Annotated in this window: 24 protein-coding genes and 1 pseudogene; 6 read left to right on the top strand and 19 right to left on the bottom strand. The window is 37.7% G+C overall.

The features are described from left to right. Positions 1–98: 98 nt before the first annotated feature. Positions 99–1,016, top strand: a complete 918-nt coding sequence (locus tag ACQCT5_RS02645) for an AraC family transcriptional regulator (protein ID WP_499638721.1) — start codon at positions 99–101, stop codon at positions 1,014–1,016. 111 nt (positions 1,017–1,127) lie between these two features. On the opposite strand, the gene ACQCT5_RS02640 is transcribed toward ACQCT5_RS02645, so the two are convergent. Both ACQCT5_RS02640 and ACQCT5_RS02635 read right to left on the bottom strand, forming a co-directional pair. Then, on the bottom strand, positions 1,128–1,814 hold the full coding sequence (locus ACQCT5_RS02640) for a DUF4405 domain-containing protein (protein ID WP_499638719.1): 687 nt from the start codon (positions 1,812–1,814) through the stop codon (positions 1,128–1,130). A 57-nt stretch (positions 1,815–1,871) separates the two neighbouring features. Further along, positions 1,872–2,579, bottom strand: a complete 708-nt coding sequence (locus tag ACQCT5_RS02635) for a cytochrome P460 family protein (RefSeq protein WP_499638717.1) — start codon at positions 2,577–2,579, stop codon at positions 1,872–1,874. 525 nt (positions 2,580–3,104) lie between these two features. Between ACQCT5_RS02635 and ACQCT5_RS02630 the strand changes: the two genes are divergently transcribed. The 4 genes from ACQCT5_RS02630 (at position 3,105) to ACQCT5_RS02615 (ending at position 4,347) form a co-directional block, all read left to right on the top strand. After that, complete coding sequence (locus ACQCT5_RS02630; protein ID WP_499638715.1) at positions 3,105–3,266, top strand: hypothetical protein; 162 nt, start codon at positions 3,105–3,107, stop codon at positions 3,264–3,266. Further along, on the top strand, positions 3,232–3,627 hold the full coding sequence (locus tag ACQCT5_RS02625; protein ID WP_499638713.1) for a hypothetical protein: 396 nt from the start codon (positions 3,232–3,234) through the stop codon (positions 3,625–3,627). Before ACQCT5_RS02630 ends, ACQCT5_RS02625 begins: the two co-directional genes overlap by 35 nt. 64 nt (positions 3,628–3,691) lie before the next feature. Beyond that, positions 3,692–3,886: a hypothetical protein gene (locus ACQCT5_RS02620; RefSeq protein ID WP_499639102.1), complete on the top strand. Its 195-nt coding sequence runs from the start codon at positions 3,692–3,694 to the stop codon at positions 3,884–3,886. Then, on the top strand, positions 3,844–4,347 hold the full coding sequence (locus tag ACQCT5_RS02615) for a class F sortase (RefSeq protein ID WP_499639093.1): 504 nt from the start codon (positions 3,844–3,846) through the stop codon (positions 4,345–4,347). The genes ACQCT5_RS02620 and ACQCT5_RS02615 overlap by 43 nt, the downstream gene beginning before the upstream one ends. 131 nt (positions 4,348–4,478) lie before the next feature. On the opposite strand, the gene ACQCT5_RS02610 is transcribed toward ACQCT5_RS02615, so the two are convergent. From ACQCT5_RS02610 to ACQCT5_RS02555, 12 genes and pseudogenes are all read right to left on the bottom strand, one after another. Beyond that, entirely contained in the window at positions 4,479–5,420 is a 942-nt protein-coding gene (locus tag ACQCT5_RS02610; protein ID WP_499638711.1) for a DNA/RNA non-specific endonuclease, read from the bottom strand. Positions 5,421–5,655: 235 nt separating this feature from the next. Further along, positions 5,656–5,769: pseudogene (locus ACQCT5_RS02605) on the bottom strand (excalibur calcium-binding domain-containing protein); the annotation flags it as partial. Between the two features lie 14 nt (positions 5,770–5,783). Then, entirely contained in the window at positions 5,784–6,524 is a 741-nt protein-coding gene (locus ACQCT5_RS02600; protein WP_499638709.1) for a DUF6946 family protein, read from the bottom strand. A gap of 11 nt (positions 6,525–6,535) precedes the next feature. After that, entirely contained in the window at positions 6,536–6,775 is a 240-nt protein-coding gene (locus tag ACQCT5_RS02595; RefSeq protein WP_499638707.1) for a hypothetical protein, read from the bottom strand. Between the two features lie 160 nt (positions 6,776–6,935). Further along, entirely contained in the window at positions 6,936–7,961 is a 1,026-nt protein-coding gene (locus tag ACQCT5_RS02590) for a hypothetical protein (protein WP_499638705.1), read from the bottom strand. 46 nt (positions 7,962–8,007) lie between these two features. Further along, positions 8,008–8,211, bottom strand: coding sequence for a hypothetical protein (locus tag ACQCT5_RS02585; protein WP_499638703.1), 204 nt, complete (start codon positions 8,209–8,211; stop codon positions 8,008–8,010). 254 nt (positions 8,212–8,465) lie between these two features. Continuing rightward, positions 8,466–8,789: a pyrophosphohydrolase domain-containing protein gene (locus ACQCT5_RS02580; RefSeq protein ID WP_499638701.1), complete on the bottom strand. Its 324-nt coding sequence runs from the start codon at positions 8,787–8,789 to the stop codon at positions 8,466–8,468. 18 nt (positions 8,790–8,807) lie between these two features. Further along, positions 8,808–11,255 (bottom strand): DUF2357 domain-containing protein, encoded by a 2,448-nt coding sequence (locus tag ACQCT5_RS02575; RefSeq protein ID WP_499638699.1) that lies wholly within the window; start codon positions 11,253–11,255, stop codon positions 8,808–8,810. Beyond that, on the bottom strand, positions 11,227–13,794 hold the full coding sequence (locus tag ACQCT5_RS02570; RefSeq protein WP_499638697.1) for an MrcB family domain-containing protein: 2,568 nt from the start codon (positions 13,792–13,794) through the stop codon (positions 11,227–11,229). Before ACQCT5_RS02570 ends, ACQCT5_RS02575 begins: the two co-directional genes overlap by 29 nt. A 249-nt stretch (positions 13,795–14,043) precedes the next feature. Next, positions 14,044–15,168 carry a hypothetical protein gene (locus ACQCT5_RS02565; RefSeq protein ID WP_499638695.1) on the bottom strand — a complete coding sequence of 375 codons (1,125 nt, stop codon included), beginning with the start codon at positions 15,166–15,168 and terminating at the stop codon, positions 14,044–14,046. After that, the gene (locus ACQCT5_RS02560) at positions 15,158–16,006 is read right to left on the bottom strand and encodes a hypothetical protein (RefSeq protein WP_499638693.1); all 849 of its coding nucleotides are present in this window, start codon (positions 16,004–16,006) and stop codon (positions 15,158–15,160) included. The genes ACQCT5_RS02565 and ACQCT5_RS02560 overlap by 11 nt, the downstream gene beginning before the upstream one ends. A 3-nt stretch (positions 16,007–16,009) precedes the next feature. After that, complete coding sequence (locus tag ACQCT5_RS02555; protein WP_499638691.1) at positions 16,010–17,935, bottom strand: hypothetical protein; 1,926 nt, start codon at positions 17,933–17,935, stop codon at positions 16,010–16,012. A gap of 253 nt (positions 17,936–18,188) precedes the next feature. On the opposite strand from ACQCT5_RS02555, the gene ACQCT5_RS02550 reads away from it, so the two are divergent. Beyond that, complete coding sequence (locus tag ACQCT5_RS02550) at positions 18,189–18,503, top strand: hypothetical protein (protein ID WP_499638689.1); 315 nt, start codon at positions 18,189–18,191, stop codon at positions 18,501–18,503. An 80-nt stretch (positions 18,504–18,583) separates the two neighbouring features. Here ACQCT5_RS02550 and ACQCT5_RS02545 read toward each other — a convergent pair whose 3' ends face one another. The 5 genes from ACQCT5_RS02545 to ACQCT5_RS02525 all read right to left on the bottom strand — a co-directional run bounded on the left by ACQCT5_RS02545 (position 18,584) and on the right by ACQCT5_RS02525 (position 26,114). After that, positions 18,584–19,036 carry a hypothetical protein gene (locus ACQCT5_RS02545; RefSeq protein WP_499638687.1) on the bottom strand — a complete coding sequence of 151 codons (453 nt, stop codon included), beginning with the start codon at positions 19,034–19,036 and terminating at the stop codon, positions 18,584–18,586. Between the two features lie 91 nt (positions 19,037–19,127). Continuing rightward, complete coding sequence (locus ACQCT5_RS02540) at positions 19,128–20,024, bottom strand: hypothetical protein (protein ID WP_499638685.1); 897 nt, start codon at positions 20,022–20,024, stop codon at positions 19,128–19,130. A gap of 143 nt (positions 20,025–20,167) precedes the next feature. Continuing rightward, a complete protein-coding gene (locus ACQCT5_RS02535; RefSeq protein WP_499638683.1) occupies positions 20,168–21,667 on the bottom strand; it encodes a DUF2357 domain-containing protein in 1,500 nt (499 codons plus the stop codon). Then, on the bottom strand, positions 21,642–23,906 hold the full coding sequence (locus ACQCT5_RS02530; protein WP_499638681.1) for an McrB family protein: 2,265 nt from the start codon (positions 23,904–23,906) through the stop codon (positions 21,642–21,644). The genes ACQCT5_RS02535 and ACQCT5_RS02530 overlap by 26 nt, the downstream gene beginning before the upstream one ends. Before the next feature lie 279 nt (positions 23,907–24,185). Next, entirely contained in the window at positions 24,186–26,114 is a 1,929-nt protein-coding gene (locus ACQCT5_RS02525) for a 3'-5' exonuclease (RefSeq protein ID WP_499638679.1), read from the bottom strand. Positions 26,115–26,139: the final 25 nt, after the last annotated feature.

The raw sequence follows: 26,139 nt of genomic DNA, 5'->3' as shown, positions 1-26,139 counted from the left end.
TCAAATTATTGCCTAATCCTCCTACAACCATTTACGCAGATAGTAAATTAGTTTTATAATGGGTCCATCGAGGATGAAGAAAACAGAGGTGGGATTTTATGTTTGAACAATTATACAGACAAAGAATTGAGCTCGCCAAAATCATAGATGGCCATACAGGACAGGACGGAACTCAAATGACGGCTATTCCGTCTTTATTTTTCTCCCATTATTCTCATGATACTGGACCAAAATATGGAGTTAATAAGCCTTCCTTATGCATTGTCGTTCAAGGGATGAAGGAGGTATTGCTGTCACAGGAGCGTTATCAGTATGGTCCTGCCGATTACCTAGTTGCATCCGTGAAGCTGCCAATAACCGGACAAGTCACTGAAGCCTCTTCCGAAGTTCCTTATCTTGCTCTCAAACTTGAATTTACACCGAGTGAAATATTGGAGGTGTTACATGAATTCCAAATGGGATTTGAGAAGAAGGAAAATACCAAACGAGGTATGTCTGTAAGCAAGATAGAGTCATCTATGCTAGACGCGGTAACAAGATTAGCCCGGTTGCTAGATACGCCGAAAGACATCAAGGTACTTGCTCCTCTATTCGTGAAAGAAATCATCTACAGGGTTCTGCAAGGAGAACATGGTGGTATGTTAAAACAAATAGCAATAGAAGGAAGTGCTACCCAGCAAATCAGTGACGTGATTGAACATATCATGACTAATTATGAAAAATCTTTTAAGATCGAGGAGCTTGCGGAAATAGCAAACATGAGTGTTTCTTCACTTCATCGGCATTTTAAAGAGGTGACTGCGATGAGTCCAATCAAATACCAAAAACAACTAAGACTTCAAGAAGCTAGAAGCCTGTTGCTAACCGAGTCATCGGATGCAGCAGATGTTGCCTTCCGTGTAGGCTATGAGAGTCCATCACAATTCAGTCGTGAATATTCGCGCATGTTTGGTTTACCACCAAAAGAAGATATAAAGCTCCTAAGGGAGCAAAATGAACAAAGTGTAAAACCTTAATTTCCCTTCCAATGAACTGTCTCAATTATAGTGGCAGCTAAACATTAAATAATATAAAAAAGTGCATTAATCTACTTCCTGATCAATGCACTTCTTCATTCTGAAATTTATCTATCTTTGTATCTCCATAACCTTATGCTGCTTCCGAACAAATTTAAGAGCATAATGAGTCCCACAAATATATATTCCCATGATGGATAGATGATCTATTAAAAATCCCATAGCGGACTTATCACTATTCCAACCAAATGGATTATAGACAGTTAACTTGTAAAACATATCTCTCTCAAAAGAAGCCTGCACACCATATACAACAATCAAGACCGCTAATACACGTAATACAATTGTACGGATACGATTGGTACTAGTAATTCCCCTCATCTTTCGTACTGCATTGATAATTGTTCCCCAGGACATTCCTATATGCACAGACATTAAGATAAATCCCCAATATGAAGTCATAATATGAATCTGTAAAAGACTCATGTTATTGTTTATAGGTATAAAAGCAAATAGGTCACGGGATATTGGCACTGAACTTATCATGACCACAGCCATAGATACAAGAAAGAGCAAATTGACCGCAATGCTCAGTATACGTCGTAAATTGTGCTTTCCTTTAAAAATCGTCGTATACCACCGTCGATTTAAAATATTATGGACAATAAACAACGAAAACAATAAAACTCCTACCAGTTCATGGATTGTATTTCCGGTAATCTGGTAAGCCATTGCTACTAACATCAGTACTGTCATAGAAAGATCAATGACCAGCCTAATTAACATATTGGATTTCAAGAATTTCTCCCCTTTCTTTTTAATCGACTGCCGTTCACATGCTCAATTCTCTGTCACTTAATTAAAATGAATCATTAGTAGAACCTTTTGGATGATTCCAGCTTTTTCTTCTTCTTCCATTGAGCTACTTCCAAGCAAATTATTCTTTGAATCCTCTTTTACCTCCCATTGATCGATAGGGATACCTCTGATTTGGGATTCTGTACTGCCGTCTTTTGACCCTGTTAAATTTTCGAGATCAAAACTCTCCATTTCATCCAATGTGTGAACATATTCATCCCGTTCTTGATTCGCATGGCAGGAAAAGCAGCGTCCAATATCTTCTTCGTAATCCAACGACCTGTCTGCATTGAATTCCTGGAATTGCCAATCTCCGTTACTTGGTGTCCCTTCCGGTGTTTGACCTCCCCATCCAGTTCGCTTTTCCATCACGAAGATCTCATCAAGCTCTTCATCCCTATATATTTCGAGAGTGATTACAGTGCCATCTGGAAATGACTCCCCGTTCTGCACTGCTTCGATTGCTTCTCGGCTCGTGTAAAGTTCCTCTCTGACATTTCCACGATGGACTGTCGTGTAGTTCACACCCTTATCATAGTTCTCAGGGAATTCAACAAGTTCACGGTCATAACCAGTTTGTTCCTGTTGGGAAGTTTCACCTGATGGCACCTGTTGGGAAACCCCATTTGTGTCATTATTGGTGTTGCATGCCGTAAGAGTGAGGGACATCACCAATGCAACAGACGGAATTAGTAGTTTTTTCATATTGTTTTCCTCCTGCAATTTTTCGTATTTTTATCTATTCTTCTAGTCAAATTTGCAATAGAATCTGGGATGTTTTGCTGTGTTTATGGTAAATAGTGTTTTACCAAAGGTAACGACTATTATTAGGGACTAGCAACTTATGTTTCTATTTATCAAGTGGAAGGTATTTAGAACCTTGGATATTATTCAAAAAAAAATATAGAAAAAGTAGAGACTTTATTATTATGCAACAAATAAAAAACCGACCGGTATCCTATTCCTCTCAAAATGTTGCCTAATCCTACTACAATGTTTTAAGTCTGTATATTTTTATAAAGTCTCAAATAGCTACGTATTTAATTATTCACCAGACGGAGAGGGCGATGCTACCTCCTTGCAAGTAATCGCATTCAAAATATCGAAGAGTCAATAGTTATTAATGATATCTACATGCCTCCTTTTCATTTACTTTGAATATCGGATTAAAAAACTTTTAAAATTTTTTTGAAAAAAGTGATCCAGATTTTGATCCGGTGCGTTAGGTAGTTGAAACCAAATCATAAAGGAGCACAATTCGAAAAGATCTGGAGCAGCCATATCGGTTACTTTGTAGACTATGTAGTAGCAACTGCTGAAGCGAACGAAGAAGGTAAAGAAATGGCATTGGCCGAGCTTGAAGAGTACAAAGTGGAGCAAGCAGCTCCTTGAAACAGTAACTGAAGGAAGACTGAAAGCAGAAGACCTTGAAGCAGGATTGCAAATGCATATCGATGAGTTACTGAAGGCATTCAACAGCTATAACGAAGGCGACTATGAAACTGCCTACAACACCATCCGTGAAGCTTATGCGCACATGTTCGGTGTAGACGAAATGATGGCAGGTGCGATTGTCGACCAACATCCTGAAAAATTTGCTGAAGAAAAACCATCCGACATGCCGAATGCCGGTATGGGTGGAGCAGCCACAACTGGCATGAACCCGGCTATCATGTGGAGCATTGCAGGAGTCATCTCTGCTCTAGTAGCCATGACAGTGATCGCTAGAAGAAAAACTGGAAACCAACAATAATAGAGTGATAGATGAGAGAGGGTCCTCCCTCTCTTTCTATTATTCCAAAAAGGAGTCGCTAACCATGAAGCACCTTATCATCGTATCCACCATGCTTCTACTACTTGCCGGATGCACATCCGCAAACGATACTGCGAACAACGCGAATCAAAAAGAAACCCAGAAAACCGAAACTGCCACCACAGAAGCGGCAGCCCCGGAAAAAGAAAAACAGCCATTCCCACCCGCACCCCCTCCACCAATGAGAACGGAAAAGTAGTCAAAGAAGAACGCACCATCATCGAACCACACCGCATCGACATCTCTAGCATAGGCGTCGATGCAATCGTCGAACAAGTAGGCGTCATCGAAAACGGCCAAATGGGCGTACCCGAATCCTTCGAAACCGTCGGCTGGTACAACCAAGGCCACATGCCAGGCGAGCGTGGCAACACCGTCATCTCCGGCCACGTCGACAGCAGAAACGGACCAGCTGTTTTCTTTGAGCTAAAGAATCTGGATACTAGGGATGAGATTCAAGTGTTTAACAAAGAAGAGGAATCGCTTACTTATGTAGTGGATCGGATAGAAACGTATGGCGAAGGCGAAGCGCCGGTTGATGCGATTTTTGATTATTCGTGTCAGAGTAATTTGAACTTGATTACTTGTACAGGGACGTTTGATCGGAGTGTGCGGGAATATTCGGATCGGTTGGTTGTTTATAGTAGTTTGAAGAAGTAAGAGAAGCCGCTTTCCCGATTTAGGGTGGGCGGCTTTTCAATTTGAATCTATTTATATTCGCAAATGGTTATCAATCGTCCAAAGAGAAAAATCTTCTTCGTTCATTTATTTTGCCTCAAAGTTCTAGGGGCTTACTCACCTACTAGACCATCACCATCTGGATCGTCCATATATTTATAGAGCCAATGATCACTCGTAATCGGCATACTGAAACCTGCTTCTTTTGCTTCTTTGATCGTTACCTGTTCATTACCGTTTGTATCGACACTAGAAACATCACCGTCTGTATCCGAACCGGTTGAATCAGTTGGCTCACTGTCAGTTGTACCGAGTGATGCGTTTACTTCATCAGGGTTCACATTGTCAAATCTATCAATGATCCTGTTACCCATTAAAGTGTAGGTATACTGATAACTCGAAGGAATCTGAGTTTCCGTATCCGGATAGGTGATAATTGCTTCAAAATTGGTTGCCCCACCTGCTTTGCGGATCACTTCTTCCATATAAGCTTGATCACCATGTCGGTTGAGCGTACTTTCTTGTGGGGTAATATTATAAGCATTCGATACGCCTCCAAGAGAATCAGCAATAATATGTCCCTCATCTAAAATGTCACTTTCGACACCAGGAACCTTCGCCTCATCAGAGTAGTATCTGCCAGACGATAATACAGGTTCGTTCAGGTCATCTTGTACAATGATTTCATCAGCTATGACACGTACCAGTTGCCCGTATTCATTCGTAAATGCCCAATATTCACGGTCCCCATAACCAATGTCAACGACGACGTTAGCCTCTCGATATCCAGACAAATCACCACCATCAACTTCAATAAGTTTGTATCCCGAGAACAAATCATTTTTTGGTTGCGTTGGCGTTTCCTCTACCTCTGGTTCTTCATCAACAACCGGAGTGACAGCTTCTTCTTTTTCACTATTATCATCTGTATTAACTGTGGTTACTTCTTGTGAGTCTATCTCTCCATCTGTATTGGATGCATCTTCTACGTTGGTGCAACCAAACATCAACATGGCCGTTAAAAGTAACATTAAATAGTTCATTTTCTTTTTCATTCAGGACTCCCCTATTGTTATATCATGTTGTTCATTCAAAAAATCTCGATTACTTCATTTTACAGATTAGTAGATTTCTATCAACTATCATTATATTCCATTAAACAGGATTTATTACTTTATTTTTCTAGGTCTTTCGATTCAAATCTACATTCGGGTATTTCAATTAATCATTTCAAAATAAAAAAATAATCCCATCTCATTATTTGAGAAGGGATTATTCATCATTCAGTATCTATCTTTCACAGGCAAAATTATCTTTATCTCTATCCATTTTAGGTTGATAGGCTGGATGATCAGAAGCTACACCATTTGGATATTTCTTTCTTAGTTCCGTACAATTTTCAAAGTACAAAACATCTACTATAAATCCGTCACGATCTTCCCCACATACAACGGTATCCCCTCAGGAACAAACTCTCCCCCGTTTACTGATACTGGTCCCAGCAATTCGTTTGGCTGTAGGTCAATGTCCTGCTCGAACAAGTCGAATAAGAATCTATTCAGATCATCTTTGTTTCTCGTAACATTCTTGGAGTTCGTTTCTACTGAGTGAAATTCATGAACAAGGAAAATGGCTTGTGTGGCGCCGAACTCTTTTGCTTCAATAAGCGTTCCGGCAATGGCGTGCAGAAGTTGATATCTGAGGTGTTCGCTAGTTTTCGTGCCAAGGATGGAGGATGTTAGATGCTCGATTCTGTTTGGAACGTTTGATCGTGCACTCACACTCTTCAGGTAATCCCCTACCACCTTCCCATAGGCTTCGTCCGCCTTTGCTTCTACAGATAGGAGAATCCTTTCTTTCCCCGTTTCCCCGAATAGAACGAGATCATGATTTCTTCCTTTTCCGTAATTGTCCAATCTGGTTTCTTTCTCGGGGTATGCTTCAGAAATAACCAGGCCCTTTGTAATATCATTTGCATCTAACAGGGACTGCAGCTCTTCTGGAACCTTTGCTTCTCCATCACGAAACCAGCATTTCGCCAATTCCATTGCACTTCTGAAATCTTTCAAATGCCCACCCTTCTTGGCAGGAGCTGCGTAGGTCAGCCAATCACTTAACGAATGGATTTCTTCATTGTTTTTCCCATAAACTTTGATCATCTTCATTCCTCCTATTCCCCTATCAATCTATATACACCTGGCCTAACTCTTCCTAATTGTCTGTATCTAGTGGGGACAGTAGAGCTGTTATTCCCTCCCAATTCCCGTGGAACCATATCAGCCATGATAGTCCCAAAGTCCTTCCACTTCTCTCCGTATTGCTTTGTAACCCAATCTCTTATTTCAGCAATGTTTCTTTCGTTTCCGAGAGTAATAAATGCTTCTATGACAGCTTCAGCCTGGGTTTTCATGTTATCCTCCAATCGGTATAAGAAATTTTAATAATAAATGGTCTATATTTGTACATAGCAATTTTCTTTGGAATACAAGCATTATCTTATACTCACAAAGTATGAGTATTTTTATAGTAGTTTGAAGTTCCCCATTTCTATTAACCTTACTGGAAAATTACTACTTCTTTATATATTTAGGATTAATAATAACTTTTACATCTAGCAAGTGCTTCTTCCAATAATAATTATCGCGGTTATAAGTGTCATTACAAATTGAAGTTATTTTTGTTCTTAGATTGTTATCCTCGAATATAAAGTAATCTCTATTTTTCTGGCTGCTGAACATGCTCATTAATGAAAAGCCATAGGTTGCATAATTGGATATCCCAGCTGTCCCTCTAGGAATAATGTCTGCAATTTCTTTAATAGAGTAACTCTTTCTATAGTCTAGCTCATTCTCTTCTATTCTTTTTAATAAACTAACGAATAATTTGTCTGCATTTACTCTATTCCGAATCATTTTAGTTTCGAAAAATTCACTACTGTTTTCCCAGTCAAATTTAGATTTAATATCCTCTTCAATATTGTTACTTAAAGGATGAAACTCTTCTTCAAAACACATATTATAGTAGCCGAACTCATCTTGCTTACAAATAGCTTTCCTTACTCCTTCTATACCGTTTACAACGAAGTGATACGCCCACACTCTTTCTACTCCTAAACTCTCATCATTAAACCTATATATCATTAATACATTCGATTTTTGTTTCTTATTCTTCTCTAGTATTAATTGGTTTAAAAATGAGATTCGGTTTACAGATTCCACGTATAGTATCCCGACTACATCTTTAGGAATAAAACCCTCATCGGTTTCGGAAAATAGCTTTTCAATTGTTTCCTCATCCTTACTCCAGAGGCTTTCTCTTTCTAGATGTAATGCAAGATAGTCATAATTCTCTGGATCTACTCTCAGATCCCACTTCCACCAGGATAAGTCCATAGGCCGAGAACGGTTCTTTAGCTTATCAAATTTTGAATCTTCTACAAAGCTATCGAACCCAAGCATCTCTCCTAAATCTACAAAATAATTTATTTCTCTCTGAGTAAACATTGATCTGTTATGTAATGTATTTAAATTCAGTTTTCTATAATTTTTTACAAAGCCTTCAAAGAACTGCATAAGATTGAGATGCGGTTTATTCAAATCATTCAAACCCTTCGTATATCATCAGATTCATTTTGTAACTTGCTTAAATGTTAAATTCTTTCTTAATAACTTTTAAAAATTCCTGAGCAGATTCTTTATCAAATTGAATAGATTGACTTACCTTGCCACGAAATTCTCTTTGGTTGGATCCATAGGTATCAATTTGAAGGATTCTATTTCCTTCTTTATCTATAAAGCTTGTATATGTATTATCTACTTCATTATGAACTGTATTTCTTTCTTTCATGATTTTTTTATGGTATTCCCTTTAATTAAGGCCATTTCTTTTTCTCCTAGTCAGTAGTATTGTTTAATTATAATCCCACTTGAGTGTCACGCATGTATATCCCTTGAACACCCAAAATACTTTAAAAATATAGATCCTAATTAAGGTTCTACAAAAAATTACATTATCCTTTATTTTCCACAAAAAAAGACATGTCGCGCATGTCTTTTTACTTTTATCATCAATAAAGTACACTATTCTAATACCTCACACTACTACTCTTCCACCTCAACCAAAAAAACCTTCTCCTCAAACTCACCGCGTTTCACTGCTTTCCCCTGACGAATCTTCTCTATTTCCTCCATAGATAATCCGTGGTATTTTGCTAGAGAACGGATAATTTCCATTAAGTCGGCAAGTTCTTCTACAGCTTCCTCATTTGTATTTGCTGCACAATACTCGTCTAATTCCTCGTAGCATTTTTGTTTAAGGTGCTTAATGAATTCCTGGTCGTTTAAAATTCTTGTTGTGAACTTTTTTCCTGTGGCTTCAATGATTTGAGGGATGTTGTCTCGGACTAGCTTGTTGTAAACTGTCATATGTGTTCCTCCTAGCAATCAGTTAAGCAGATTCCTGAACACTTTCACTCGGTCGTTTTTTAACTCCTCAAAACTTACTCTCTGAACCACATTTCCCTTCACAATCTCCAAAGCCTCTAACTCCCGATTAAAAATAACCGTCGCATCCTTAATGTTATACTTCACTACCCGCTCTGCCTCATCCACTCTCTTATTGTCCAATTCTACCTTGATCCGATCCGACAACCGCCTTAACATCTGCCATACAACTTTCTCTTCCTCGGATTTCATAAACAGCTCGGGTAGCTCAGTCGAGTTTTCCAAGCTTCTTAGGGTGGTCATCATGTATTGAGCCACTCCATAACCAACAGGCACAATTACGTTGTTTAACCTCTTCCAGTGTTCCACTGTGAATGTTGCTCTGTCTCCACTAACATCAACATGATTCACTCTTCCATAACAAACAACCCCGTTGTCCATTCCAACTTCCTTTGTAAGGTAGAGTGCCACATACTTCGCTTCCTGCCATCCTCTTTTTAATACAGCAGCTGGAATCTGGTATTGAGCTGACCTCATATTTTCTCGATATTGACTCTCCGATGAGACCACTCCCACCAGCACCTTCTCCTCCACTCTTTCCTGCCACTTTTGCAGAGAGCCTCTAGGGAGAATGCCTTCGCTTTGGATTTCCTCCGGACTCTTGTCGATGAGGTTTTCGATAAAGCGCTCCACAAGATCCGTGGCATTCGGTAGGAAAGGAAGTGCTCCGATATTTACTTTACCGATGCTTTTGTAAAAGTGTTGGTCCTGATAGAGCTGTTCTTCGTTCCACGGAAAAAGAACATAGGCACCAAATGCTGAGCGTTCGTAGGGACCGTTTTGTTCGGTTACAATGGAGTCACGGTAGCGATGCATGGTATTGATGTCTTCTTCCATTGGGCCAGGAGTGTAATATTTTTTGCCGTAATAGCTACCCTCGAGCGCGAAATCTATTCTGTATTTGGCATCAAAGACATAGTTGAAGGTATAAGCATCCCCTTTTTTCTCAATACTGAGCATCGTGTCTGGTACTTGAGCGATTGTAGGAAGGTTGCCTTCGTATTTTTGGTACGTTAGAGTGATCTTCTCTTTTGTAACTGGATGCCTGTACACGCGGGTTGCTCGGCGATTGGCTTCCATATTAACCTGCAAGCCCTTACGATCAACCTTTATAATGTCCTGGCTAATCATATCGTATTTTTTGTTTAGGATTTGTCCTAGCTTTAGGTAGGTCCAGTATTCGTATAAGGTTGCCACGTCCTTGACCGACATTTTGTACATGCCGTTTTGTAGGGCTAGTCCTTTTGAGATGGTTAGGTAGATTTGGTAGGCATCGCGATAGCCCGGTGCTAGCTGCATAACAAGACTCTGAACCGTTCGATCAGGGAGTGCAAGCTCTATCCAGAATGGAGTGTTTAATTTTCTAGTTAGCGTGCGTTTCATCCCTTCAATAGAGACCAACAGCTCTGCATCCTGATCGCCTTTTGACCAGCGATTATTCTCAATCCTGTAAAGCAAGTCTTCAAGCTTGCTAACAAGGCGCGTAATCATCCATTTAGCAAAACGATTTTCATAGGTGTGAAAGGTGATTTGCTTGTTGGCGGTTCTCCCCTTGCTCGGCATGTATTGCTTATCTCTAATTGGAATGCCATGGGTTACTTCTTGAAAAAGGTGGCTGTTTTTCCGTAAATAGCTCCGGCCACTTCCATCGAGGAATTTAATTCGATCACCTCTCACAATCTCATGGGTTTTAACTAACTTATGATGTGGCTGCCGCTCTATTTGCTCGACTGCTTTAATAAACGTTTCAAAATAAACCGTAATAAGGCGAAAAAATTCAGCTGGGGACGGAGACCCTTCCAACTTTGTTTGCGCACTTAAATAGGTTTTCTTTAAAAAGTGAAAGGCCAGATTATAGATTTCATCGTTTACTTCATCTAAAAGCTTTCGGTAATCCTCCTTATAATTGAGCTTAGTAGGGAAAACCTCTATCGTTACCTCGAGTAAGGTACGTTTTCCCTCCTTAATTTCAAAGGTGGAATAACCGATTTCATTTTGAAAGTGGAGGTTTCCTAGCAGCACATAGGAGTGACCAAGCTCCACTCGGTCAATTGCGTTTCGAAAAATCGGATGCTCATGATAAAACGTTAATTCCTTTCCCGTTTTCGGAGACACCATGACAGTATACACACCGTTTTCAAAGAAGATCGGGCGATGGGTTTGAAGATCGACCAGCTCCAAGGCTTCTACGTCAAAAATCTTGACTTCATCATGGTCTCCCACTACACTGAATCGCATTTCATCATGAAAATCCATGGTACGGTATTGTTGGAGCCCTACATATCTCTCATGATAGGGCTTCCCTTTTATCACTAAGGAAAAATCGGCTGTTTCGATTTTAACTAGTTCGACATCTCCTTTAGCTAATCCAGAAAGAGGTAAAGCCATCGTGCGTTAACCTCCTATACATCTCTACAAGCTTTTCTGTGCTTCGAGGGTACTTAGAGAGCTTAATGAACGCTGTATAATCCTCTTGATCTTCCCGTAATTCTTGATTAGTAAGGAGCTTAAATAATTCCTTTAGTGTGTGCTCTACTCTACTATCACTGCCAGATATTCTAGGCAAAATTTTCTGTACAATACAGTAATCAAAGGCGTCATCAGGCGAAAACAGCTTACCTTCCTGGTTATAGGCAAGGTACATGCAGATTTCATCCCGAACTCGGTAACCAACCTGTGCTCCGAGTGGCTTTAATGCTTCATTGATACCGACTAGTGTAAGAGATGTATCTTTAATGAGTTCCATATGCTTCTCCGTAAGATCCTTCAAATACAGATAATCAGAGCGAAGCATGTCATTTTCAATAATTTTTGGTTCTACAGCTTCACTTGTTACCTGAAGAAAGTCCAGATAATCCAGCTTCACTCGATTAAATTCAATCGTATTTGCGCGATCTAAAACCTTCTTGCTAAAAGGATGCGTTGTTTCATCCATATTAACAGTACCAATGATGTACATGTTTTCCGGGAAACCAATTGACCGTCCCACCATAGACCTGTTCAAAATCTCAGAAGAAATAATCTCATTATCTTTCCAATCCCTGCTCTCCATCACACTAAGAAGATCACTAAAATAATACTCCACACGAGCAAGATTCATTTCATCTAATAACACAAAGTAAGGCTTTGTTGGATTATCCAGAGCCTTCAACATGACCTTGGTTAAAGGACCTTCTATAAAATCACCTTTAATATCCTTATATCCAATCAAATCCGAGCCGTCACTCCAATCTGGTCGTACAGGAATTAATGCGAACTGCCCGTTATCTTGTGTAGCACCTAGACTTTCCGAAAACCATTTAATAACCATTGTCTTTCCTGTACCTGAAAATCCAGAAATGATCACAAACGGCTTTGTTTTCATGGATAGAAAAAGGTTCTTAATTTCGTCTTTTTCATAGAAAAAGCCTTTGTTTTTTATGTACTGATAGATATGATCTACAAGCGCTTTTTTACTCATATAATCTGCCGTTGGAACCGCAACAACCTGGGGTGGGTCATTGGGTATATAACCAGTCCCTTCATTTAATTTAATAAAACCTTCATAATACTCCACCATTTTTTCCAGGTCACGGACAATCGTATCCTCGGAAGGAAAATCCTCTAGCCTATATCTCACATATACCGCTGTTGAAGCAGCATAATCTCTTGCACGCTTGGAAGGGCCAAGGTAAATATCATCATCCTTACGGAACCTAGTATCCATTTCAAGCTGACTTCTAATCGCCTCTTTTATTCTTAGCATCTCTTCCTTAGAGGTCTCTGTAACACCTTGCGCAAATGTCAGATATAGCTCCTGCATATCCTCACTAAACAGATAGACGATGTAATAGCCTCTTTGAGTACTGGAGGTAATCTTCTTATTCAAAATGGCAATCCAAGGAACACTGGCCCAGTTACCTTGACCAACTGATCCGGTAACTATATATTGATCGCTAAGAAACGGGAGTTTTTTTAGTTCGTCAGTAACATCATTTCTTACGAAGGTACCCAAAGAGTGTCCTCCAAAAGATTGGGTTTTGGCTTGTGGGTAATTGCTAATGATATGTAAGAATTGATCTCTTATTCTAGTACTCACTACTTTTCCCTCCAAAGTTATCTCTTCTATAAGTGACCAGTTACTATCTATTACTTCTAATTTTTCTAGCCACATTAATAGATTATGTGTCCGTTCCTTAGCAACCGATTCCACCATCAAGTTTTCACCTTGAGAGTTGCGGACAATTAGCATTCCTAACTCAATAAGAGCAACTTTTTTTTCGTTTTTAGGGTATGCTTCTAAGAGTTGCAGAACAAAAAGAGCTATTTGGAAATATTCTTTTTCAAGTACAAGGTTTCTAATAAATGCTAGTTTATTTTGCGAGGCCTCATAAGCATGAAACTTCTCACTTATTTGATTTGCTTCATTTAACAAACCTAGAAGCCTTAAATCCTGTCTAGCTCTAGAAAGGATTCTATATTCATTATCATTCTTTGCTTGTTTGCTTAAAGCTAGAGGGTCATAGGCACCCTCTGTGACCTGATCTAAAAATCGTAGTACCTTATGGAACTGTTCACACGGAAGCTCATCCGTTTTAAATTCTTTAAGCTTTATCTTTGTTCCAGCTGGTTCTTTCATTACTTCTATATATGGAAGTTGTGCAAAAAAAGCCATTATAAAAGATGATCTACCTCTAGTTTTAGTAAAATCATTAGCCGAAACCATTCTTTTTTGAATAAATTCTTCCCATGCTGTGGTTAAAAACTCAAAAGGGATGTATGCATGAGGATCAGTTGCTTCATTATTTTCAAATTTTCTTTTGGAAGCTTCGGATTCTACATAAATTCCGTTAGAATCAGTTCGGACTATTTTATTTGGTCTATTGGAGGTTAATGTGTGGATGGTATTAACTTTGTTTAATAGTTCGAGTAATATTTTTGTTAGCAATTATGTAATCTCCTTCTACTATTTTTCTAATATTACCACTTTCGACAAAAACCAGCTTTTTCCTTCCAAAAGGCACTTCTGGTTTAAAGGGCTTGCTTCAATAACAATAAAGCCGACTCTCTTATAAATTCGAGAATCGACTTGGACTTTACAGCTTCGGTGTGAGTAGAAAAAAGGTGATTATTTATGTGGTCTGTTTCTACATTTTAAAAGCTAAATTAATCACAATTTGACTTTTTATCCTTAAAATTATTTTTCATACCAAAACCAGGCAGGCCTGTAATTTGATGCCTTTCCACCGGTTGGTTTAAATTTAAAGCGTACTCCCGCTTCCTCTAATGGTTTTAAGGCGCTTTCAATTCCTTTGTTCCCTATTAGCCAGAGGGACCCACCCTTACTACGATGATCAACATATTCCAATTTAAGACTATCTAAATACTTTAGTAAGTTTTCTTTTAATTTACCTCCGCTATCTTCTTGCTTTCCATAGATTATATTATTTTTGTCTTCTGAAGCAGAAACTTCTGTATCGAGGTTGTGACTAGTTACACTCATATCTTTGTATACCAGCTCATCATCAGCAAAATCTGCGGCTACCTCTTTAAAGGAAGATTCTTTATAAGGGAACATTTCGGCAATATCATAATAATAGCTTAAGTACTCTATGAATAGCTTTTGGAGCTCTTCTTTATCAAGCATCGGGGACATAATTACCGGATAGCTTTTATTAAATTCAAAGATTACACGTCGGCCCACACGTTCATCATCCCCTAGATCTTCACGCCCTTTAATTTTTGCTTTTAATACTTTTGATAAGTTCAATTCGTCAATAATTCTTAAAATATTTATTAAAAAGTGATCATTTCTAAAAATCTCGTATTTTATCATATAATTATACAGATCTAGATTCTCAATAATTAATTCATAATACTTTAGACGGTCTTCCTGATTAGTGATGTTGTCATGGATGTATTGTGCACCTAAGATGACTTTATAAATGTAGTTCTCCCAGTCAAATTTTTTAAGGACCACGTTTCGAAAAGTATTTTCTTTTTCTGCAACTTCCGGATACTCCGTGAGGATAAAGTTTTGCTTATTTGTTAAAAGTAACGAGTGCCAAAAAGTCTCATCCAAAAGCAAATCTCTCTCTGTGTTTAAGTAAAACTGTGAAATAATTTGGAAAGCCTTTAAAAAATTCGTTTTTCTTTCTTCTTCACTTCCTCGCCCCATATATATTGGGAAATCAGGAGCTTCTCGTATATAGACCACCTTATCAGAAAAGTACTCCTCCTTTTCCTTTACTTTCCCTTCGAGAAAATCAGGATATAAAGAGTCCAAGTTTTTATATCCTTTTTCCAGTAGCCTAACTTCCATATGTTATAACCTCCCCTAACGCTGATGTATATCTCTCAATAATTCGATCCGAGATCATATAGATGACTTCATCAATATTATCCATGTTTAGTTCTGACACGTTCTTCTTTTTTAACAAATAATATAATTTTAGATCCAAAGGATTTTCTGGTTCTTGAATATCATCCAAATCTACATCGCCATCATCACCATTATTCATGATAAATGCCAGAAGTGCTTTAGAAAGCCCTGCATATATGTAGGGGTTGTTTAGCACATTGCTTTTTGGAAGGTGATTAAACTGAAACTCCGGTCTTCTGTAATGGATAATTATTGTCTCCTGCCCCAGTTCAACCTTAATATCTGAATTTAGGTTTTCATCCAATTTTTTCTCAAAGAGTTCAAATGGCTTGTTAATACTGCCATCAAATGTAATAACGTTGGAATAACCTAATAAAAAATACTTAGGGACCGTCACCTGTTTTCTAAATTGAATATAGAATTCACTTAAATCATCATTTGTCGCAAAAGATACATCATCCAATGCTTGAATTTGTAATTGGATGGACGTTCGCTTATTCAGAGAAATGCGGCTTTTGTGGAGTTTTACAGACCTATCCATTGCATTCAATCTGAAGAATTTATTATCTTTAGATTGTATTATTAGGATTACTTGTGCTTTCTCGCGCCTTATTTGTTCTCTAATAAATTCTGAATCAATTTCATAATCAAATTCAAAGTGAAAATAGTCTGCATTTTCACTAACGTTCACATCTAAGTCAAAGATATTATTTACGTAGCTTTGGGAAGTACTAGACAAAACTGGATATGGAAAATTGGCATCTTTTCGATAGATCACTCCTTACACCTCCACGTAATAAACAAACTTCAATGATCGATTGAAGGATTTTCTTAATTTTAATTGTAGTAAAGCAATTCCATCTTTTATTTGGACATTCTTAATAACGTTTTTTTTGTAAGAGCAAGTTTCTCCAGCTTTCATATCCATAATTCCTTGATAGCTGTTTTGGATCTGAAATTCATCTGAATACTCCACACCCATCCCATCAATAATTGCAAACGAAATATTGCAGGCACTCTCTCCTGCAAGCTGATCGCTTTTTGTGAAATTAAACTTAATCATCTCTTCATTATTGAGAATGATCCTTTCCACCATATCCGGGTGCACACTGTACCTTTCATTCCCTTCTGTATTATCATTAATATTTTCATTGCTTTTTTGCCTTTTTAGGGGATCTCGTTTTCGGATAGTAGTGGTTTTTCCGCTATCTTTGCTGGTATTTTCTTTTTGCCCACGCTTTTCTTTTTGGGATTGTCTTGTAGTAGACTTGACTAATGATTTCCCTTGATTTATTTTCACCGTACCCATAGAGGTTTCGAGATCTTTTTTAAACTGTGTCTCAACAACGTATAGGATATCATGTGTATCGATTAAGCCATCTGTTGGATTGTTTTCATTTATAGCCTCTTTAATCACCTTGGCAATCTCAGTTGATAAATTATTGATAAATCTTGTTGCTAGCCTCTTTAATTTCTTATCGCTAAAGTGATCTTTCGATAATTGTGTGTGTGATTCATTTTCTAGTGACTTCAAGTAGGCATCTTCATTAGGACCACCAATAAGTACCGCATTATATGGTTTAGTAGCGTTAGCCACAACTTTAAAATCTTCAATCTTCATTCCAATTGTACGCACAACCGCTACTCTCCCCCTTGGAATCCTTTCATCGTATCTAAAGTAAAGCTGAAAGCTGAAGTCTTTTTCTCCATTTGATACTGTAATTTCTTTAGCAGGCATACCCAAATATGTATCTATATATAAAGGGGTAAATTCTTTCTTTGCCTCTTTAATATCTTGATTATAATAGTCTTGATCTTTGACATACTGCAAAATCGTATCTTTATTAATCTCCTTTTCATTCACATGTACTTGCAACTTATCTTTTAGAATGGATATGAAAAAGCTATCACAAATACTTTTAATTATTTCTTTTTCATCATCATATTCTTCGCGGAGATATGGAATAACGATTTTTAACCCTCTTGTATTTTTCATAAATACTTGATGAAAGGTGTTCTCATAAGGATAGAACTTTGTGTTACCGTTTTCCTCCTGTTGTACCTTAGTAAAATATCCTGTTGACCTATAGGCCTGGCCATTATGAACATGCTCAATCAATTGTACAGTACCACCCAAATGCTGATCACCGTTTGCATCACAATTCGCAAAGTACATCACATGGAGATCTGAGGCTGCATTAGAAGCAATTTTCCCAACTCCATGAGATCCACCTCGTGAAACTTCCACATCTACGCTTTCTTCCTCAAAGTGAACACCCTTATTGTAAGCATAGATCCCCCAGGTATCTTTTTTTGAGCCGCTCTGTCCGTTTTTGGCACCTGTCAAACCTCGCGTATTTATATCTTCAAAAGAAATATATCTAATTTCATTTTGGTCAAGCCTGTTCTTCATATGACTTATCGTTTCTTTTGTATAGTTATTGCGTCCTTCAAGTTTCAGAATACGGTTTTTAACTTCTTGGATACCTGGAATATTTTCTTTATGAATTGTTCCTACTTCGATTTTTAAAACAACTGGTCCATCATAATCCAATAAGCGACCATCCAATGAATTTTGTATATTTTCTCGGACTAAACCACTTACGCCCATGTCATGAAAACGTTCTAGCGATTTATTAAAATTTGATTCTTCTATATTTGGAATAGGGGAGAACTTCCATTTTTCCTGAGTTGGTATTTGTGACATTGTTGTCAGTCTCCTTCACAACTTTGTTTAGGTTATTAAACTTCATAATAGGACATTAGAACACTATAGAATAATTTTTTAACACACAATTTAATAGTATTTTACCATGTATATCCATTGAAAAATATGTTATATTAAACAATTTATACTCTAACCTAATAAATTTTGAGCAATAAAGAAAGACCATTTATACCTATAAGTGATAATTATGGTAAAATATAAGATATAGCAAGCAACACAAAGGGGATTTACTATGGAAATTATCACTTGGTATCATAACGAGTTGCGAGGTCTTGAAAATCAAAATGTAAAATCTTTGCTCGAAGCTTTGACTAGTAATCAGATGTTGGATGAAATCGACACGAAGGAAGCAATCACACTTTGTAAGGCTAAGCTAATGGGTGAATATCATGGGATATTGATTAAAGAAATGCAGGAAGTTCTAGAAGATGCAGAAATCTATCTTCTAATATGGGACGGGGAAGCATCAGATGGTGGAGAGATGATTAGAATTAACGAGGCTGTTTTAGCTAAAATTGCTAATGAAAGTCTGTTCACCGAAAGATAATAGAAGAACGTAGGACAATCCAATGTCTCTACGTTCTTTTTTTAGGTACTTGGCCAATTAAAATCCTTTTTGTAGTACTTTTACTTGAGTTTACTTAGATCACTCTCCCACTCAGATATGGCATATCGATACTTAGTGAAGCCGTTTTTCTGACCTTTCCTCAGCTTGATATTTCCTGCTATTGTGTAAGCAACTTTTTTTAGCCCGATTAGAGGGACTGCTCTCTCTAACGCTGCCCATCGATGTTCTTTGGTTGTATCAGTTTTCTGGTAGCCAAGTTTTATGAGTGCGCTTTTCTGGTTTAACCCATTAGTTTCGGAATCAATTCCTGCTCCGGAAAGCTCTGTAGACGGCCAAGTGAATAAGCCTAGGTTTTGTTCATTTTGAACCGTGGCTCTTCTTTCAACTAAATTAATGTAATGCGGTCCATTTTCACTCTTTAGCTTCTTAACCGTTGCACTACTTACATAGTACTCCTTTTGATCCTTTAAAGATAAAACTTCAATTGGTATACTTCTAATTTGTTTCTTCATTGTTGAGTTTTCAAAAATAGCCAATTCTACTTGTATTTTCTGGTTGATTGAATTTACCTTTACCCCCTGTGGTAAATTCATAGGTGTAAGTTTAATTACTTGTACTAATTTCCTCTTTCTTTTCTTTCACCTTTTCTGCAGACATCTCAAGATTACTTATATTTCTCGAATGATCATCTAGTCGCCAGTATATCTTCTGAATGAAGAATTCTTTTTCTTTTGCTGAATAATGAGGTAATTTATTGAACTTTGAAATGGCTCGATTCACTTTTTCTGAATCTAGGGGTGTATATTTAGAAAACTTTTTTAACAAATATACATAATATTTTATGCCCCACCTTTCACTTTTTATCTGAAAATCATAATCAGGTATGGTATCTGCTAAATAATCCTCTTCACCAAATGAAAATCCATACCAAAGAAGCTTTTCAAATGCCTCTTCCTGAGAAATCACTTTAAATTCGTTCCAATCTGTTAGCGTATCCATAAGTAATCCTCTAACATCTGCATGGTCTAATAAAAGGTAGCTATGTAACAACTCTACCGTAAGGTCAAAGCGGAAACATTCATAGATGTTCCCATCCATATTAGCTATATTACTCTTATAAATTGCTTTGTTTTCGTTTAATTCATCCACAGAATTCAGCAATTTTAAGGTTAGAAAGTAGATTTCTTCCTTATTTTTATCAAACTGAATAAAGATCAACTTACAAAGCTGTCTCACATTAGTCTCGTTATTTTGGAGGTGAAACTTAGTATGATTTTGCATATGGAGAAACGTTTGTAAAAGGAGTAAAGCAAGCTCTCCATCTTGAGTTTCTAATATATAATCCAATAGTTCTTTAGAATTATCATGGAACTTATCAGTATTTTCTTCACCAACTATTCCAATATGATTAAGCTCCACCAAAAGGGTGAGAAACACTACTTTATCCTGTATTAGATCCATTGAACTTTCTCTCAAGTAAATTAAATCGGCTTTCCTCATGTGAATCCCTCTTCGTAATCTATTTGTTCTTTTCTCATTTGTTGTTCACTGTCATTAATATAACAACAGGTACCTTGCTCTTTTTAGAGTCTCGGTCGATTTCTTATGCAGCCTTAATGTAGCCTATTCCATGCCTTTGGTAGTTAGGAATCTGATGATAATATTCTAGCAACCCATTCTTCAAAATATGAATCCATGTTGTCAGGATTGAAACAGAACGCTCCCATTCCATACCTCTTATGGAATTCCACGCTATAATAATCCTTATCCTTCGCCATTTCATTCTGATTAGGCGTCAAAATGTATACCTCTCTTACAACCGGCTTATCATCTTCACGTAATAATATCCCATCCCGATACTTATGCATTTCTCCCAATGCAGTTGGGAGGTTGGATGCTATGCGATATTTGGGATCCAATACAAATAGTTGGCCTTTAAACTCCAAAACAATATCAGGTATCATCCGCTGGGTGAAGGAGTAGAATGGACTTGTATTGATTTGAATGATTTTTTGATAAGTGAGCTTGGCACCATTGGTTAAATGTATCGTGCTCTCCTTGTTTTCTGCCAGGTTCAAAAAGAAGAATCCATCTCTTTTGGAGAAGATTTCTGAAGCATCCTCTAATAGATTTTGCTTTCTAAATGTTTTAATAATTTGAAGATAGCACCACATTTCATATAGTAAATATGTATCCTTCACGGCAAGCTTTTGGCCCAAATCAAATGACAAATCGTTGAATTGGTATAATGCTTGGAACCATTGATACCATAATCGGTAGGTGGGATGCTTTCGAAACACCTGCGAGATTTTGATTGTACTAGAATGAACTTGGATATTTTGAAGGAAGTTGGACTTCTTCCATACACTAATCCAGTTGAGATACTTAATTGCTTTATTCGAAATCTCCTCATCCTGTATGAAGCTATAGCATTTTAGAAGTTTCTCTAGATCAAGTAGATTCCTAAGTATCACTCGGTTTTCATAAAGATTATATGTTTCTTGTACTCTTGTAGTCTGAAAATGGCTTGGCAGCTTCGTTGGTGTTGCACCATAGGTCTGCCCATGTCTTTCCACCCAGGAGATACTCCTTGGGTTGACATGCTTGACCCGCTCCCTTCTCATAAGAAGCTCTTCTCGCTGCAAGTTGCGCAACGGTTGACGTTCGATTTTACCAAATATATTCCGAAGCTGGTATACCGATGCTTCGATATAACTCCATTGAAGCATTGAACATTCTCTTGTGAATCCAGAAGCAGAAACCGTAGATTGAAGTCCGGACTGCTGAAAGCAGATCTTTGCCTCTTGCAGAAGCTCCTCTAATATCAACTTGTATTGTTGCTCCGTCATCTTTCGGCTATCCGTGTACACATAAGATTCAATAAACATTTCTTCATTTTCAACTAATACGACAAACTGAACTAGTCCACTTTGAAAAGGTGTTTCAAAAGTACCTTCCCACCCATCACTTGTTTTGGTCATTGGAAGAGGTACCTTTTGCATCAACATGCGAATTGGTTTGTCTGTAATGCACTTCCATTGATATACTTTTGCTTCTTCCAAGTAAAGGTCTTGTAGAAATACCCAAGTCTGTAGTTCCTGGTCAAATACTTTAATGTTAGCGCCAGAATTGAGTGGCTCCATAGCGCTCCAGTTCCTTTCTCATCCGCACGATATGCTTGTATGACTCTGATTCAAAGTCAAATTTATTTAAAAACAGGTCTTCCAGCTTATCCATAAGAGGTGCAATTCTTTCGTCTCCTCTTATTTTAGGGATTACTTTTTCAGATAAGACCCTATCAATCGCAACTGCCGACTCCATACGAAAATCCTCAGGTAATAGGCTATTCTTGTAGAGCTTGCGGATTATCTCTGTCATGGTTCTATAGCCGAAGTGCAAGTCATAGTCTGAAAGTTGTTTATGTATTTGTAACAATAGCTGCCATTCCTCTAGTACCGAGTTTTTCAGCTTGCCATCCAGGTCTTCCCAATAACTTGTAAAGTCAACATCAGAAAGTGTCATCACAAATGCACGATCCAGCACCTTGTCCGAAATGCTGTGCGTTGTTTCGTCCACATTGATGGTGCCTATCACATAGAAGTTATGTGGAATTTCTATTGTTTTTGGAATATCCATAAGATCTTCTATATTATGAAGCTGGATTGGCTTCCTCGACTCTACTGCACTTAAATAATCGCTGAGGTAATATTCCACACGTGCAAGATTCATCTCGTCCAGAACTACAAAATGCGGCTTGTCCTTTTCTTTGCTTGCCTGTAGAAGAATTTCTAGAAATTCTGTTTTCATATAGCGCTTTTCAAAAGAGCTATAGTATCCAAACAGTGAAGTTGAATCCATCCAGTCAGGACGCACCGGCACTATTTTCAGGTATGGGTTTTCTTCACTATAATCTAAACCATATACTGCGTTTGAAAACACTTTACAAAGTTGTGTTTTACCTGTTCCTGAAATTCCATTCAGAATAACAAAGTGTTTGTCATCCAAACTGGTTAGATTTAAATAAAAGTCACGGATTATATCCATGGAAAAAGTGAATCCGCTCTGCTCTACAAAGTCCATGATTTGCTGGAAATCAAAAGAGCTTTCGTAGCTTTCAATTTCCTGTTCAAAATCATCCTCTTCTTCCTCCGATATTAGATCTAGGACAATATTGCTTTTAGGAAAGGTGAAATTTTCTTTCACTTCTGCGATAAGGGAAGCAGCTGAAATTAATCTTTCCTTTAACCTCGATATTGGCTCCGTAAACGTCTGGCTCTCTCCAAGGTAAGTACCAACATAAAAAGCATTTGCATCATTAAGTTCAAAGTCGTGTTCTTTTAGCATTTTGACTGTTTTTTCCTGATAAAGCTGGTTTTCATTATTCTCATTGGATTTTCCACGTTGATAAAAGGCCTTCTTGATATACCATTCAAACTTAGCTCTCGCAGTAGCGAGCTTTCGCATCCGGTGAAAAATAAGACCATGGTTATTCACATAAATCCCAATAGACTCATGTGGATCCCTCGTGAAATAGCTTATGTGTCCTTCAGTAATTAGCTGATCCTGCTCATAGATATAGAATAGCTGTTTATAGTCATTGGTACGTACTTTCTTTACTTCCTTGTCGGTTTCAACCCGGTATGTTTTGGAGAATAACTCTATAGAGATGGGTGTCGTATCTTCTTGCATACTTTTCATAAAATGAATTGCTCTGCTATGTACTTCTGCTTCTCTTTCCAACAATTTTCGAACAGGAGAAAGATCTAGGTAGGCAGTCCATAATCTATTAATAAGTTCTTCTTCATGCATTGGCCCTTCCAGAGGAATTGATGTACCAAAATAAATGGTGGGTTTTCTTTTATTCTTGATAAACTGATTTACAGTCTGCATAAAGTTCATTTTTTCTATGTTTGTTTTCTGTTCTTCTATTGTATAAATTTGCATTTCAGAATTCAGTTCCTGAATAGCGTTGTCCATTTCCAGATGAAGTGCTTTAGTATAATGGTAGACCCATATTGGATAAAAGTTTGTACTCATAGCTATACGAACTTCTTTTAACTTCAATTGGAATTCTAATCTAAGGACCACAATGACGCTATCTTCATAACTGTCATCTATCAGCTCCACGAATGCTTTATCTCCATAATGCTGTTTCTTTTCTGCATAATTAGGATTTTTCGAATCGGTAATGGTTGTTTTAAGTGTTTGTTCATACGTATGTACTTTTAGTTTGCGCAAATATGGGTCTCTCTCTGCATATTTATTAATAAATGATTCTATTAAGTTTCTTACTGTCGGCTGCACCTGATCAAGTATTTGCTGGTTACGTTCAGTCGTATCTTCTATATCAACAATAGACGTTAATTTTTCTGTTTGGATCAATGGGGTCAACTCCTATATTTTTGCTATGTATGTTTATATTAGCAGATAAAGGAAGAAGACTAAACACATCAATTTCTTTATTTTCTTCTTACGTATAGGCTAACAGCACTAATGAAATTTTAAGAAAAACTCCAGTTTCCTTAGAGGAAATTGGAGTTATGTTTGGATTTTGATATTTAAATGTTATGAGCCTTTTCACCTGATTGAATTCACATTAGTATTTTTGTTATTCATCTTTATGAGTTAAGAGTGAGTTCCTCGCCTATTATTTCAACCCTACTATTCATAAAGCTTTTTCACTCTCTGTTGTGTCTCTAGTCTGTTCTTTTGCTGCCATCCCTCAAAATAAGAAGTAAACTCAGACTCCCCTGAATACGAAATACACAAATACTCCTTCGCCCTCGTCATTCCAATATACATCAACGACACTTCGCGCTCTTTATCTTTCTCAAGCGGGAATGGCATGGTATCCGCTTTCACAATAAACACTGTTTGGAAGTCAAGCCCTTTGCTGCTGTCTATGGTGCTGATCTTTACTGTCTCTTCTTCTCTATTAAAAGCTCTTTTGCTGGCTTCGTTTTCTGTTATCCATGTTACGGGGATGCGTTCTTTTTGGAGCGCTCTTTGGATGGTACCAATTATATCTGCTTTATGTGTTCTTTTTACTCGATATAGAATGAGCATTTCAGAGTATGGAACTTTCCGCACTTGGTGGAGCTGTTGTATTTGTCTAGCGATAATCTGCATTTCTTTTGGAAAGCTTTCTGCTTTTAAGATAGCCGGTTCTGGACCTTTACGTTTCGTGCTTTTGGGTGAGATAATCTCTACGCCTTCTGTTTCGCCCACTACCACCTTGTTTTGCAGTGAGGAATTCTTTTGGAAGAAGTCCCAGGCACAGTTGACGATTTGTGATGTGTTGCGGTAATTGATATTCAATATTTTCGATCTACCACGGAAATCCAGACCTGTGTCCTTGAGATAACTTCTTTTTCTTGGATAAATTGTTTGTGCACGGTCTTCTACGAGAAGTAGTGCTTTGGTTTCAGGATTTAGACATAAGCTGACGAGATGCAGCCAGCTTGTTTCAAAGTCCTGTCCTTCGTCAATAAGGATAGCGTCATATTTAGGAGCAATTGCTTCTCCCTTCTCTAACTTCTCAATGTATGTATCGACGATTCCTTCACTCATCTTTAGGTCATTTTTTAACCATTGATGAAAGTTTCTTACTTCAATATTCCTTGGATTTTGCTGGATTTGTATTTCTCCATCTCCAAAATGAAAGTCAAATAGATTATCAGGCTCCAACGCCATAGCTCTTACTATTTGCGCGATATTTTGGGAGAGTGATATGTTATAAAACAAGATAAGGATTTTCCAACTAGGATTCTCTTTCGCAAGCATCTTTGCTCTACTCGCCAAAATAATGGTTTTCCCACTGCCTGCTACTCCTCGGATAAGCCTGTTTTTATCTCCAATTTGTTTGGCCATATTCTCCTGGTGGAAATCCATTGTTTTGATATCCCTTAAAGATAAAAGCAGCTGATCCTGATAAGGAACAGGCTCTTTGAATTCAGCACCAATCCGGACCTCTGGAAACAGATAGTACCTAATCGTATTAATTTCTTCATATGTAAGTGGCTCTCTCAACCTGAAAGGTACTTGGAACATATTAATTAATTTCTCAGCAAGCACTTCCTCCGAGAACTCTCCATAATCCGGATCTATCTCTTCCCGTGTAAGCATGCTGTCTGGATCAATGATAGAATAGATCCCGTCCTCTAGAACCTGCTTTTGGTTTAGTCTTGTAAAAACGACGCCATAGCCATAAGGAAACTTCAATTTAAACTGATGTTTTCCCTCCGTTTGAATCAGATTCTTATCTTTCTTCAACACATCATTTATCTTAAACACGTAATCTCTTGCCTGTTTAAGTGGACTCTTCACACTATGTAGATTTCCCCCAGTATCTCTGATAGTCCACTCATCCTTATTCAACTGATACAACGTATTTCTTGTATAATCCTTCACCTCGAGCACAATCAGTCCCAAATCGGGACCAATAATAACAAAGTCCGGCCTAGTCCCCTTAATCTCCGGTTCAAAATATACAATATAGTCATCCGGCAAATACTCCTTCAAAGTACGAAACAAAATCCTCTCCCCAGAAGTAGCACTGCTCCTAATCGTTTCCGGAACCGTAACGGCCATCCTTTTCACCTACCGACAAAATATT

It is taken from the genome of Sutcliffiella halmapala, assembly GCF_050107295.1.
GTDB lineage: Bacteria > Bacillota > Bacilli > Bacillales > Bacillaceae_I > Sutcliffiella_A > Sutcliffiella_A halmapala_A.
This window is presented reverse-complemented; position numbering and strand designations above follow the sequence as displayed.